At 71.7% G+C, this 12510-nt stretch carries 15 protein-coding genes and 1 pseudogene; all 16 read right to left on the reverse strand.

All coding sequences use genetic code 11. The annotated features are described in order from the left end of the window. The 16 genes and pseudogenes from whiG to ACWG52_RS11105 all read right to left on the reverse strand — a co-directional run bounded on the left by whiG (position 1) and on the right by ACWG52_RS11105 (position 12306). Positions 1-837 (reverse strand): RNA polymerase sigma factor WhiG, encoded by an 837-nt coding sequence (whiG, locus tag ACWG52_RS11030; protein WP_030767140.1) that lies wholly within the window; start codon positions 835-837, stop codon positions 1-3. A 209-nt stretch (positions 838-1046) separates the two neighbouring features. After that, entirely contained in the window at positions 1047-2222 is a 1176-nt protein-coding gene (gene dprA / locus ACWG52_RS11035) for a DNA-processing protein DprA (RefSeq protein WP_389805165.1), read from the reverse strand. Beyond that, positions 2219-3853, reverse strand: coding sequence for a YifB family Mg chelatase-like AAA ATPase (locus tag ACWG52_RS11040; RefSeq protein ID WP_389805168.1), 1635 nt, complete (start codon positions 3851-3853; stop codon positions 2219-2221). Before ACWG52_RS11040 ends, dprA begins: the two co-directional genes overlap by 4 nt. Next, positions 3853-4224, reverse strand: coding sequence for a YraN family protein (locus ACWG52_RS11045; RefSeq protein WP_389805171.1), 372 nt, complete (start codon positions 4222-4224; stop codon positions 3853-3855). The genes ACWG52_RS11040 and ACWG52_RS11045 overlap by 1 nt, the downstream gene beginning before the upstream one ends. A 126-nt stretch (positions 4225-4350) precedes the next feature. Next, positions 4351-4659, reverse strand: a complete 309-nt coding sequence (locus tag ACWG52_RS11050) for a DUF2469 domain-containing protein (protein WP_008737534.1) — start codon at positions 4657-4659, stop codon at positions 4351-4353. 55 nt (positions 4660-4714) lie between these two features. Then, a pseudogene (locus tag ACWG52_RS11055) lies at positions 4715-5221 on the reverse strand (NUDIX hydrolase). Then, positions 5211-5993: a signal peptidase I gene (lepB, locus tag ACWG52_RS11060; RefSeq protein WP_389805175.1), complete on the reverse strand. Its 783-nt coding sequence runs from the start codon at positions 5991-5993 to the stop codon at positions 5211-5213. The pseudogene ACWG52_RS11055 and the gene lepB (ACWG52_RS11060) overlap by 11 nt, the downstream one beginning before the upstream one ends. 45 nt (positions 5994-6038) lie before the next feature. Next, entirely contained in the window at positions 6039-6938 is a 900-nt protein-coding gene (lepB, locus tag ACWG52_RS11065) for a signal peptidase I (RefSeq protein WP_389805178.1), read from the reverse strand. A 112-nt stretch (positions 6939-7050) separates the two neighbouring features. Next, a complete protein-coding gene (gene lepB / locus ACWG52_RS11070) occupies positions 7051-7929 on the reverse strand; it encodes a signal peptidase I (protein WP_389805180.1) in 879 nt (292 codons plus the stop codon). Continuing rightward, positions 7922-8659: a signal peptidase I gene (gene lepB, locus ACWG52_RS11075; RefSeq protein ID WP_453128583.1), complete on the reverse strand. Its 738-nt coding sequence runs from the start codon at positions 8657-8659 to the stop codon at positions 7922-7924. The genes lepB (ACWG52_RS11070) and lepB (ACWG52_RS11075) overlap by 8 nt, the downstream gene beginning before the upstream one ends. A 44-nt stretch (positions 8660-8703) precedes the next feature. Then, positions 8704-9054, reverse strand: a complete 351-nt coding sequence (gene rplS, locus ACWG52_RS11080) for a 50S ribosomal protein L19 (RefSeq protein WP_030011886.1) — start codon at positions 9052-9054, stop codon at positions 8704-8706. A gap of 133 nt (positions 9055-9187) precedes the next feature. Further along, positions 9188-10009, reverse strand: a complete 822-nt coding sequence (gene trmD, locus ACWG52_RS11085; protein WP_389805186.1) for a tRNA (guanosine(37)-N1)-methyltransferase TrmD — start codon at positions 10007-10009, stop codon at positions 9188-9190. After that, complete coding sequence (gene rimM, locus ACWG52_RS11090; protein ID WP_389805189.1) at positions 10009-10596, reverse strand: ribosome maturation factor RimM; 588 nt, start codon at positions 10594-10596, stop codon at positions 10009-10011. The genes trmD and rimM overlap by 1 nt, the downstream gene beginning before the upstream one ends. Before the next feature lie 125 nt (positions 10597-10721). Continuing rightward, a complete protein-coding gene (locus tag ACWG52_RS11095) occupies positions 10722-10961 on the reverse strand; it encodes an RNA-binding protein (RefSeq protein ID WP_030011889.1) in 240 nt (79 codons plus the stop codon). Between the two features lie 2 nt (positions 10962-10963). Next, on the reverse strand, positions 10964-11404 hold the full coding sequence (gene rpsP, locus ACWG52_RS11100; RefSeq protein WP_030386406.1) for a 30S ribosomal protein S16: 441 nt from the start codon (positions 11402-11404) through the stop codon (positions 10964-10966). Positions 11405-11709: 305 nt separating this feature from the next. Next, positions 11710-12306 (reverse strand): hypothetical protein, encoded by a 597-nt coding sequence (locus ACWG52_RS11105; protein WP_030718489.1) that lies wholly within the window; start codon positions 12304-12306, stop codon positions 11710-11712. Positions 12307-12510: the final 204 nt, after the last annotated feature.

The raw sequence follows: 12510 nt of genomic DNA on the forward strand, positions 1-12510 counted from the left end.
TCACCTCCCCACATCTGCCAACTTTGCGCGCAACTGCAGAACGGACTTGGTGTGGATCTGGCTGACCCGGCTCTCGGTGACGCCGAGGACATTGCCGATCTCGGCCAGGGTGAGTCCCTCGTAGTAGTAGAGGGTCACCACGGTCTTCTCCCGCTCGGGCAGCGTGTTGATGGCTCGCGCCAGCAGGCGCCGCAGCTCGCGGTCCTCGGCCACCGCCACCGGGTTGTCCGCGGCGGTGTCCTCCAGGGTGTCCATCAGCGAGAGCCGGTCGCCGCCCTCCCCGCCGACGTGCAGCAGCTCCTCCAGGGCGACCACGTTGGCCAGCGACAACTGACTGAAGACGGTGTGCAGATCCTCCACACCGATCCCCATCTCCCCGGCGACCTCGATCTCCGTCGGGGTGCGCCGCAGCTGGGCCTCCAGCGTGGCGTAGGCCCGCTCCACGGCGCGCGCCTTCTGCCGGACCGAGCGCGGGATCCAGTCCAGGGCCCGCAGCTCGTCGATCATCGCGCCCCGGATCCGGGTGATCGCGTACGTCTCGAACTTGATCGACCGCTCGATGTCGAACTTCTCGATGGCGTCGATCAGCCCGAAGACCCCGGAGGAGACGAAGTCGGCCTGCTCCACGTTGGGCGGCAGGCCCACACTGACGCGGCCGGCCACGTACTTCACCAGGGGCGAGTAGTGCAGGATCAGTTGCTCCCGCAGCCGCTCGTCACCCGACTCCTTGTACGAACGCCACAGCACCTCCAGGGACGAGGGCGCGGTGGACCGCACGCTGCCGCGGGCAGCGGGGGGCACCGCAGCGCGGTCGGACCCTGAGGTGTGCTGGGGCATGCTTCGCCTTTGCCGGAGCCGGATTCCTTGGGAGCGTAGCGTGACGAGATTGTCGCGGTGCGCGAAGAGTACGGGATGGCGCGGGGCCCGGGAGGCGCCCGGACTCGCGCGCGCGACCCGGGACCGGCGCCTGGCGCTCGGTCCCGGTGACCGCCACCGGGAAGACCGCGTCTCTCATCGCTTTCACTCTTTCACCGGAACGCCCCAGGTCAACGACCGCCTCGCCGGGCGGCTGCGGTTTGTGTGCCTCCTCCAGCCGTTTGTCTGCTCAACTGCCAGCCGTCGCCCTGCCGTTCGACGAACCCCAGAGAGTGAAGTTCGTACAGTCTGCCGATGACTTCATCGGCGCCGATGCCGCAGGCAAGTGCCAGCGCGGCCACGTCCGCCGGGCGGCCGGCGGGCAGCGCTTCGAGCACCCGCGCGGTGTCCGGGTCCAGCAGGTCCCGGGCGAGCACGGGACCGCGCCGCTCGGGCGCCAGCTCCCCCATGGCCCCGACCAGCTCGACCACCTCGGCCGCGTCGGTCACGAGCGCGGCCTCGCCGCGCAGCAGTTCGTGCACGCCGGCGGAGAGCCCGCTGGTGGCGGGGCCGGGGACGCCCATGGTGAACCGACCCAGGCGTTGCGCGCGGCGGGCCGTGACCAGTGAGCCGCTGCGGTGCGCGGCCTCCACGACGACCGTGCCCCGGGTGAGGGCGGCGATGACCCGGTTGCGCAGGACGAACCGGCTGGGGGTCGGGTGGCTGCCCGGGGGCAGCTCCCCGAGGATCAGCCCCTGCCCGGCGATCCGGCCGAGCAGCCCGGCGTGTCCGCGCGGGTAGGCGACGTCCACCCCGCAGGCGAGCACCGCGGCGGTCGCCCCGCCCGAGGCGAGGGCCCCGCGGTGCGCGGCTCCGTCGATCCCGAACGCGGCGCCGGACACCACGACCCAACCCCGCTCGGCGAGTCCGGCGGCCAGGGTCTGGGCCATGTGCGCGCCGTACGGGGTGCAGGCGCGGGCTCCGACCACGGAGACCGAACGCAGCGCCCAGGTACGGAGGTTGGGCCTGCCCCGCAGCCACAGTCCGACGGGCCGCTCGTCGCCGAGGTCGTCGAGCTGGGTCGGCCACTCCGCCGATCCCGGGAAGACGAACCGGCCGCCCGCCTCGGCGGCGTCCGCGACGTCCCGCCTGGGGTCGGCCAGCGCCGCCCGCCTGCGGTACCCGGCGAGCCGCTCGGGCCCCACCCCGGACGGAGTGTCCGGCTCCGTCCCGGGGTCGGTCAGCAGCCGTATCAGCCGCACCGCGCCGAACTCCCGCAGCCATCGCCCGCCGTGGGCGTCCCCGGGCTCCAGCACCCGGGTGAGCGCCGCCCGCGCCAGCAGTTCCGCGTCCTCGGAGCCGGTCATGTCCCGGCTCCCGGCAGTGACATCGCCCCGCGGGCGATTCCGGTCCGCAGTTCCAGCGCCACGGCCACGTCCAGCGCCTCGGGCCGGTCCCGTTCCCGTAGGTCGGCCACGGTCCAGGCGACGCGCAGCACCCGGTCCAGCCCGCGGGCGGTGAGCAGGCCCCGTTCCAGATCGCGCTCGGCCGGGGCCAGCGCGCCGGGTCCCGCCTGCCACCGGGTGCGCAGTTCCTGGCCGGGCACTTCGGAGTTGAGCCGCCACGGTGTGTCGGCGAGCCGGGCGGCGGCGCGCTCCCGGGCCTGCCGCACCCGCTCGGCGACGGCCGCGGTGGATTCCCCGCGGCCGCCCTGCCCCATCAGGTCGCCACGGGTCACGGGTTCGACCTCCACGCGCAGGTCCACCCGGTCGAGCAACGGCCCGGACAGTCGGGCCTGGTAGCGCCGGATCACCGAAGGCGGACACTCGCACCCGGCGCCGTGCAGGGTGTGGCGCCCGCAGGGGCACGGGTTGGCGGCGAGCACCATCAGGAACCTGGCGGGCAGTCTCACCACTCCCGCCGCGCGGGCGATGACCACGTGCCCCGATTCCAGGGGTTGCCGCAGCGCGTCCAACGCCCGGCTGTGGAACTCCGCGGCCTCGTCCAGGAAGAGCACGCCCCGGTGGGCGAGGGAGACCGCCCCGGGCCTCGGGATCCCCGTCCCCCCGCCCACCAGGGACTGCATGGTCGCCGAATGGTGCGGTGCGCAGTACGGCGGCCTGGCGATCAGGGGCTCGCCGGGCGGGAGGATTCCCGCGACCGAGTGGACGGCCGTGACCTCCAGGGAGTCCTGACGGGTGAGCGGCGGCAGCAGCCGGGGCAGCCGTTCGGCCAGCATGGTCTTGCCCGCGCCGGGCGGTCCGCTGAGGAAGAGGTGGTGTCCTCCGGCGGCGGCCACCTCCAGCGCGCGGCGCGCCGTGTGCTGCCCCGCCACGTCCGCGAGGTCGGGGAAGTCCGAGCCGTCCTCCCGGCCGGGCCGCCCCCGGGCGAGGCCGGTGCCCAGCCCCGCTCCCGGGACGAGGAGTCCGGCCAGCATCGGGTCCGGGCGGCCGGGGGGCTCGTAGGGTTCCTCCTCGGGGACCTCGCCACCGGTCAGGACGGCGATCAGCCGGCGGAGGCTGCCGACGCCGAGGACGGAGACGTCGGGGACGAGCGAGGCTTCGGCCGCACACTGCCGCGGCACCACCACCTGTCGGTAGCCGGCCTCGGCCGCGGCGAGGACCGCGGGAAGGATCCCGCGGACCGGGCGCACCCGGCCGTCCAGCCCCAGCTCGCCGATCAGCACGAGGTCGGCGATCGCACCCGGGTCGACGACCTCGGCCGCGCCGAGCACGGCCGCCGCGACGGCCAGGTCGAAGCCGGCGCCGGATTTCGGTACGGAGGCCGGGCTCAGCCCAACCGTGAGCTTCTTCTGCGGCCAGGCCGCCCCCGAGTTGACCACGGCGGCCCGCACCCGGTCCCGGCTCTCGACCAGGGTCTTGTCCGGCAACCCCACCAGGGTGAAGGCTGCCACGCCGGGCTCCAGGTCGGCCTGCACCTCGACCACCACGCCGTCGACGCCGACCAGGGCCACGGAGCAGGCTCGCGCGAAGCCCATCAGGCCACCCCCCGCACGTGTTCCACCGAGGGGGCGCCGCGCCGTGGCAGCAACACCCCGACGAGGTCGATGCGTACCCCGCCCGGGGGTGGGCCGCCGTGGTCGGCGAGCCAGCGCCCGGCGAGCGTGCGTAAGCGCTCGGCCTTGGCCGGCCGCACGGCGGCCATGGGATGCTCGAACTCACCCGCCCGGCGGGTCTTGACCTCGCAGACGACGAGGGCGTCCCCGTCCCGGGCGACGATGTCGATCTCGCCGCCGCGGCACCGCCAGTTCCGTGCGATCACGGTCATCCCGGCTTCGGTCAGCCGCCGGGCCGCGAGGTCCTCGCCGTACCGCCCCAATGCCCGCTGTGCCACGCTCTTCGCGTTCATCCGGCACCACCTCCGGCACCGACGGTCCCGCACCCGCGCCCACCTTGTGGATCTTGGTGGACGGTCCGGCAGATGTGGAGAACCGCCTCACCCGTGCGGGTGAGGCGGTTCGGCCGGCGGCGGTGCTCAGCTGCCGGGCAGTTCGAGGTCGGTCTTGTTGAGCTCCTCGATGTTCACGTCCTTGAAGGTCAGCACGCGTACCTGCTTCACGAAGCGAGCAGGCCGGTACATGTCCCAGACCCAGGCGTCGGCCATGGAGACCTCGAAGAACACCTCCCCCTGGACCGAATGCACCTGCATCTCGTAGTCGTTCGTGAGGTAGAAACGGCGTTCCGTCTCGATCACATACTTGAACAGCCCGACGACGTCGCGGTACTCCCGATAGAGCTTCAGCTCCATCTCGGTCTCGTACTTTTCGAGGTCCTCGGCACTCATGGCATGTTCCCCTTCAGCCGTGCGTCCCCCTATTGTGCGCCAGGCCCCTGCGCCCCTAAACGATTTCCGGGGCCAGGACCACCGGCTCACCCGGAGGACCGTCGTCGAGCAGCGTACGGAGCAGCTCGGCGAGTCTGGTCGGGTACACCGTCTCATGGGCCGCCAGAAGTTCCTCGGAGGTCCACTACCTCGCTCCGGTGACGCTGCGCCGTTCCAGCTCGGTGAGGCCGCTCATCTCGGTCTCGGTCCGGGTGGTCCGGGCGAGGAAGTACCACTCGTCCTGTTCCCAGCGGCGCCCGTCGAACGGGAACGAGCAGTAGCGGTGCCACAGCACCGGACCCAGCTCGACCTCGGTGATCCCGGTCTCCTCGGCCAGCTCGCGCAGCGCCGCCTGCTCCCGGCTCTCGGCCCCCTCCAGTCCGCCGCCGGGGGTGAACCACCAGTCGTCGCTCGGGTCGGCCGGTTCGAAGCCGTGGAGCAGCAGGATCCGGTCCGCCGGGTCCAGCAGGATCACCCGTGACACCTTCCGGCGGCCGTGCCCGGCGGCCGGGTCAGCGGACACCGGCCGGCTCCCGCCGTCGGCCGCGCGCCAGGACCCGGGCGACCGGCCCGTACGCGCCCCCCGCGGCCACCAGGACGGCCCCGACGAGCACCACCACCACCTGGAGCCGCAGCGGCCCCGACCGTGAGATCCCGCCGGGCAGGGCCTCGTACGTGGCCGGCCGTTCCAGCATCTTCATCTCGGGCCAGGCCAGGGCGTCGACACGGGCGCTGACGGCCGACCGGGACACGGTCCCCTGCCCGGCCTCCTGCAGATGGGCCCGGGAGTCCAGGGAGGAGGCCCGCCGGTCGCCCAGCAGGAAGAGGTTGCCCTCGGGGACCGCCACCTCGAAGGGGGTCCCCGTGGGCGCGGTCTGTCCGGGGGGCATCTCCAGCCCTGTCTCCGGCTTGCTGGTGTCGGCGTAGGGCTCGTCCAGCGGGACGCCGTTGACGGTCAGATCACCCGCCGCGCCGCAGCACTTCACGACATCGCCGCCGATGCCGACGACGCGCTTGACCATGGGGGAGTCGCTCCACAGGGAGTCGGTGAAGATGACCACGTCCCCGCGGCGCACGTCGCCGCCGTCGATGCGCTCCGCCAGCACCCGGTCCCCGGGCCGCACCGTGGGCATCATCGAATCGGTGGGGACCGTGTAGGGCCGGTAGACGACCGCGCCCCACACGAAACCGCCCAGGAAGAGCGCAAAGCCGATGGCCACGGCGATACCCGACAGCACATTGCCGAGACCGCCGCGGCCATCCTTGCCACCACGTATTGCTTCCGTACCGCCCATTGCAGCGCCCCCACACACTTCGGGATCGTCGACCTGGGCGGCACCCTACCCGTCGGTACGGCTTCCGGCCGGCTTCCGCCTGCGCCACATGACCAGCGGGACGGCTCCGGCGAGCCCCAGCGCGGCCGGGCCGAGCCCGACCGGGGCCAGTCCGGCGGCCCCGAGACCGAGCGCGGTCGCCGCGGCCTGGTTGCCGATGCCCGGCTGGTCGAAGGTGTCCGGGACCGGCAGGGTGGCCCAACGGGTGACCGGCCACGCGACCACCACGGCCCGCCCGACGACCTTGTCCACGGGGACGAAGCCCTTGGTGGAGTCCTGCTGGTGGTAGCGGGAGTCCTCGGAGTTCTGCCGGTGGTCACCCATGACCCAGACCTTGCCCTTGGGCACGGTGATCGGGCCGAACGGGAGGTCGTCGCACGGGGTGTTGCCGGGGTAGATGTACGGCTCGTCCAGCTCCTTGCCGTTGACGACGACCGGTCCCCCCTTCTTGCACTCGACCGTGTCCCCGCCGACCGCGATGACCCGCTTGATCAGGTCCTTCTCGGAGGCGTCCGGCATCAGGCCGATCTTGCTGAGCACCTGCTGGAAGATGTTCGGCTCGGGAGTGGGCTGCCCGGACAGCCAGTCCGCCGGGTCGTGGAAGACGACGACCTCGCCGCGCTCCGGCTCGGAGCCGAACCACGGGGTCAGCTTGTCCACCAGCACCCGGTCGCCCATCTGCAGGGTGTTCTGCATCGAGGCGGACGGGATCGAGAACGCCTGGAGCAGGAACGTCTTGATCAGCAGGGCCAGCAGCAGGGCGATACCGATGAGGAGCGGGAGCTCCTTCCAGAAGGACCGCTGCACATGCTCCTTGGCATCGCCGTCCTCCTCGGTCTCGCGCTTGACGGCGTCGTCCGGCCGCTCCTCGCCTTCGTCGCGTCCGGACCGTGCGCCTACCGCCACGTCCCCCACATCCACTCCTCACTCGCGATTGCCGCCCACGCCGAATGCGGCACGGGCCCTCCCCTCCCTTAACGAGCGGGAGTTCCCTAAGGCGCGGGAGACCGAGGACACACTATGCGAACGGCGTGCCCCGACGGCGCCGTCGTCGGCCGCGTCCCTCGCGCCGTGCCTGATCGGGCACCATCCGGAAGGTCGCCGGCTGCTCCAGCCGGGTCCAGTGCCCGAAGGGCCAGGCGATCAGGACGGCCTCCCCGACCACCCCGCTTTCGGGGATGGTGCCCTGAAAGCCCTCGTCGAGGTGGAACCGGGAGTCGGAGGAGTTCGCGCGGTGATCACCCATCACGAAGAGCCGGCCCTCCGGCACCTGTACCTCGAACGTGCTGTCCGAAGGAGCGTTGCCCGGGTTCACGTACGGCTCATCGAGGGGCGATCCGTTGACGGTGACCCGGCCCTGGCCGTCACAGCACTTGACGGTGTCCCCGCCGACGCCGATGACCCGCTTGATCAGGTCCTGCTCGTCGGCCGAGGGCAGCAGGCCGATGAAGGTCAGTGCCTGCTTGATCTGCTTGACCACGATCGGGTCCTTGGGCGGGCGGGCCGCCTCGCCCTTGAGCCAGCCTCCGGGGTCCTTGAACACGACGATGTCGCCGCGCTCGATCTCGGAGCCGAACCACGGCGTCAGCTTGTCCACCAGGACCCGGTCGCCGATCCGGATCGTCTGCTCCATCGAGCCCGACGGAATGAAGAAGGCCTGCACCAGGAAGGTCTTGAGCAGCAGGGCGATGCACAACGCCACGACGACCAGCAGCGGCACCTCACCGGCCCGGCGCGTACGGCGGCGCCGGCGCACCTTGCGGGCCGTCCGGCGCCGTTCGGCCCGGCCGCCCTCCACCCGGCCGCCGACCATCGGCGGGGGCGGCGTGGGCTCCGGCTCGGGTTCGGGCTCGAAATCCCAGTCCCGTCCGCCCTTGGGCCGCCCGCGGCTACCCATGGCCGCCGCCCACGGATTCCCAGCGCGAGAGCGGCCAGCCGATCCAGTCGGCCCGCCCGATCACCTTCCCCACCGGCACCATCCCCCCGCCCGGCTCCCCCAGGTGGTCCCGGGAGTCCCGGGACTGGGAACGATGATCACCCATGACCCAGAGGGTCCCAAGGGGTACGACGATCCGGAAGGGCACCGCCGAGGGCGCGTCTGCGGGGTGGAGGTACGGCTCCGCCAGCGGCACGCCGTTGACCGCGACCCGCCCGCCGGCGTCGCAGCACACCACGTCGTCACCGCCGACCCCCACGACCCGCTTCACGAAGTCGGTGTCGGACGGCTCGGCCAGCCCGAGCGCCGAGGCCGCGCCGTGCAGCACCGTACCGATCGGATTGCCCTCGGGCCGTTCGCGTACGAAGGAGCCCGTGCCGTCGAAGACCACCACGTCCCCGCGGCGCGGCTGTTCGCCGAACCGGTACGCCAGTTTGTTGACCAGCACCCGGTCCCCGACCTGGAGCGTCGGCTCCATCGAGCGGCTCGGGATCAGGAAGGGCTGGACCACGAAGTTGCTGAACAGCAGCAGGAAGACGGTGCAGATCACCCCGAGCACGCCGGCACGGCGCCAGGTCAGGGGAGGCCCACCGGCCGTTCGCCCGCCCCGGGACAACGCAAAACGCGACCGCCCGTCCCCCTTTTCGGGGGACGAGTGGCCGCGCTGCGTGTGAGGTGCTTCGGTGTCCATCAAGGGCGAGCCTATCCGGCCGCCTCCGGACTCCGGGAGTTACCTCAGCGGTCGCGCTTCTCCTTGATCTTCGCGGCCTTGCCGCGGAGCTCACGGAGGTAGTACAGCTTGGCACGGCGAACGTCACCGCGGGTGACGAGCTCGATCTTCTCGAAGATCGGGGAGTGGACCGGGAAGGTACGCTCCACGCCGACGCTGAAGGACACCTTGCGCACGGTGAAGGTCTCGGAGACACCGGCACCCTGGCGGCGGATGACTACGCCCTTGAACTGCTGGATACGGGAGCGGTTGCCCTCGATCACGCGGACGTGCACGTTGATGGTGTCACCCGGGCGGAAGGCCGGGACGTCCGAGCGGAGCGTGGCGGCGTTGACGCCGTCGAGCAGGTGAGACATGTTCTTCGTCTGCTTTCTTCGCATGACGCCACAGGTCGCCGATGCGGGTTTCCGTAGAGAATTCGGGAGCCGCGGGACCCGACGGACGACGGTCCCCCTGTGGCAGGGGCGCCCGCGAGCACACAGCAGCCGCCTATTCTTCCACGGCTTCGACCCTGCGCCAAAATCGGCCGTCGGCGGACGGTCGCCAGCCCAGGACGGAGAGGATCTCCCGGTCCTTCTTGTCGAAGCCGGCGGCCTCGCAGCGCTCGATCAGGTCGGGCCGGTTCTGCGCGGTCCGACGGAAGGCCTCGTCCCGGCGCCAGCGGGCGATCTTCCCGTGGTGCCCGCTGAGCAGCACCTCGGGGATGTCGCGGCCGCGCCACACCGGGGGCTTGGTGTAGACGGGCCCCTCCAGCAGATTCGCCATCTCGCCGGGCGCGAAGGAGTCGTCGCGGTGCGACTCGGCGTTGCCGAGCACCCCGGGCAGCAGCCGGGCCACGGCCTCGGTGACCACCAGTACGGCGGCCTCGCCGCCCGCCAGCACGTAGTCGCCGATGGAGACCTCGTACACCGGCATGCGCGTGGCGTACTCGTCCATGACCCGGCGGTCGATGCCCTCGTACCGGGCCGGGGTGAAGATCAGCCAGGGCCGCTCGGAGAGCTCGACGGCCAGCTCCTGGGTGAAGGGCCGGCCGCTGGGGGTGGGGACGACCATGACGGGGCCGTGCGCGCCCGCCTCGTACCCGTCGGCCAGCGCGGAGTCGAGGGCCTCGCCCCACGGCTCGGTCTTCATGACCATGCCGGGACCGCCGCCGTACGGGGTGTCGTCCACCGTGTTGTGCCGGTCGTACGTCCACTCCCGCAGGTCGTGCACGTGTACGTCGAGCTGCCCGCGGGCGCGCGCCTTGCCGACGAGGGAGACGTTCAGCGGCTCCAGGTACTCGGGGAAGATCGTGACGACGTCCAGACGCATCAGGCGTCGTCCCCGGAGTGCGCTGCGCCCTCGGCGTCCGCGGCGTCCTCGTCCCGGCTGGAGACGACGACGGCGTCACGCTCGTCGATCAGTCCCGGCGGCGGGGTGATGACGCACCGCTGCTCCTCCAGGTCGATCTCGGCGACGATCTCCTCCACGAAGGGGATCATCACCTCGGTGCCGTCCGGCCGCTCGACGATGAAGAGGTCCTGCGAGGGCAGGTGGGAGATCTCGGTGATCCGGCCGATCTCGGTGCCGTCCTCCAGCACCACGTCCAGGTCCATCAGCTGGTGGTCGTAGTACTCGTCGGGCTCCTCCGGGAGCTCCGCCGGGTCCACCTCGGCGATCAGGAGGATGTTGCGCAGCGCCTCGGCTCCGGTGCGGTCCTTGACGCCCGCGAAGCGGAGCAGCAGCCGCCCGCTGTGCACGCGGCCCGTCTCGATCGTCAGCGGTCCCGCCGTCGCGGGCTCCGTCCTGAGCACGGCGCCGGGACTCAGTCGCAGCTCCGGCTCGTCGGTGCGCACCTCGACGGTGACCTCACCCTTGATGCCGTGGGCGCGGCCGATCCGCGCGACTACCAACTCCACTGTGCTCTTCCCTTACTGCGGCGTGGTTGCTCACATCAATGGTCGCTCCTGCCCGGGGGCAGAAACGACACGGGCCGGGGCGGGCGACCAACGCCCTCCCCGGCCCGTGCCGGTGAATCAACTGCTCAGCGGACCTGGTCCACGTCGACGAGGTCGACGCGGATCCCGCGGCCGCCGATGGCGCCCACGACGGTACGCAGGGCACGCGCGGTGCGGCCGTTACGGCCGATCACCTTGCCGAGGTCGTCGGGGTGAACCCGGACCTCCAGCACCTGCCCGCGGCGCAGGTTGCGCGAGGCGACCTGCACTTCGTCGGGGTTGTCCACAATGCCCTTCACGAGGTGCTCAAGAGCCTCCTCGAGCATGCTCAGGCCTCGGTCGACTCGGCGGCGGCCTCAGCCTCGTCCGCCTTCTTGTCAGCCTTCTTGGCCTTCTGCGTGATGGCCTCGCCCTTGCCCTCGCCGATGCCCTCGAGGGCCTTGGCGAACTCGTCGAAGGAGCGACGCTTGCTCTCCTTCGTCTCCGGCTGCAGGAGCGGCGCGGGGGCGGGGAGGCCCTTGTGGGCCTGCCAGTCACCGGTCAGCTTCAGGATGGCGAGCACAGCCTCGGTGGGCTGGGCGCCGACGGACAGCCAGTACTGCGCACGCTCGGCGTTGACCTCGATGCGCGACGGGTTGTAGGTCGGGTGGTAGATACCGATCTCTTCGATCGCGCGACCGTCCCGACGGGTACGGGCGTCGGCGACGACGATGCGGTAGTGCGGCTGGCGAATCTTGCCGAGGCGCTTGAGCTTGATCTTGACTGCCACTGGAGTGGTGTCTCCTGAACTTGACGTGGTTGGGCACATGAGATGCCACGTGGGGTTGCGGTACTCGGGTGCCCGATGGACGCGTCAGCCGGAGGAGAGAGGGGTCCTATGCGACTGTCGAGTACAGCTAGCCATTGTGCCATACGCCTGCGGCGCGCTCAGCCGGGCGGGCAGGACCGGTGCCCGCCGGGGGTACGGCGGTACGGGTCACCCACGCGCGCCGGCGGCGGCCGCCCCGGTGGGGGCGACGGCCCGGCGCCCGCCTCGCCATGGGGCGGTGGCTCCGGCGGCGGCGGGGAAGGCGGTCAGGAGGCCGCCGCGATGGCCACGTCGGGGATCCGGAAGGGCTTCATGCAGCCGCCGCACACGATCGGCGCCTGGGCCAGCACGGAGGGGACGACCCGTACGTTGCGCCCGCAGTCGCAGACCGCCTTGACGCGCACGCCGCCGCCGGAGGAGCCGTGCCGGGCGGCCGGTCCCCGGAAGCTGCGCTTGGTGTCGGCCGCGGTCGCGGCCGTGTGCGCCTTCAGCGCGCGCTGCAGTCGCTCCATGGTGGGCCGGTAGCGCCGCTTCGCCTCCGGATTGAGCGTGACCAAGGAGAAGCCGCTGCTCGCGTGTGGCTCCTCGGAGTGGTCCAGCCCCATTTCCTCGGCGATCGCAAGGAATCTGCGGTTGTGGTAGCGGCCGGCGCGCGAGGTGTCACGGACACCGCGGGCGGCGGCGATGCCGTGGACTGCCTCGTGCAGCAGTCGCTCGAAGGAGAGTTCGGCGCCGCAGGCGGACGAGGACTCTCCGATCAGGGACTCGGGCGCGGCAAGGTCAGGCAGCTCGGGGTGGTACCGCTGAATATCGGCCCACGCCTGCGCCAGCTCTGCGGCAAGAACAGGTGGTGTCGTGCTCACGTCGTGACAACGAGCCGAGGTGCCCGGGTGTTCCGATTCCGGGCCATTCCAAATTTTTTGCACGTACCAGTCAGTTCACACTCATGCGTCCTGACGAGGACGGGTGCGCCGATCTCAGGAGGAGTCGGTACGTAACGTCGACCAAATCGACCGGGTGGACCCCGGTCGGCCGACATGAACCGGCCCCGGCGCGCGGCACGAGCC

It is taken from the genome of Streptomyces sp. CLCI03, from assembly GCF_053615355.1.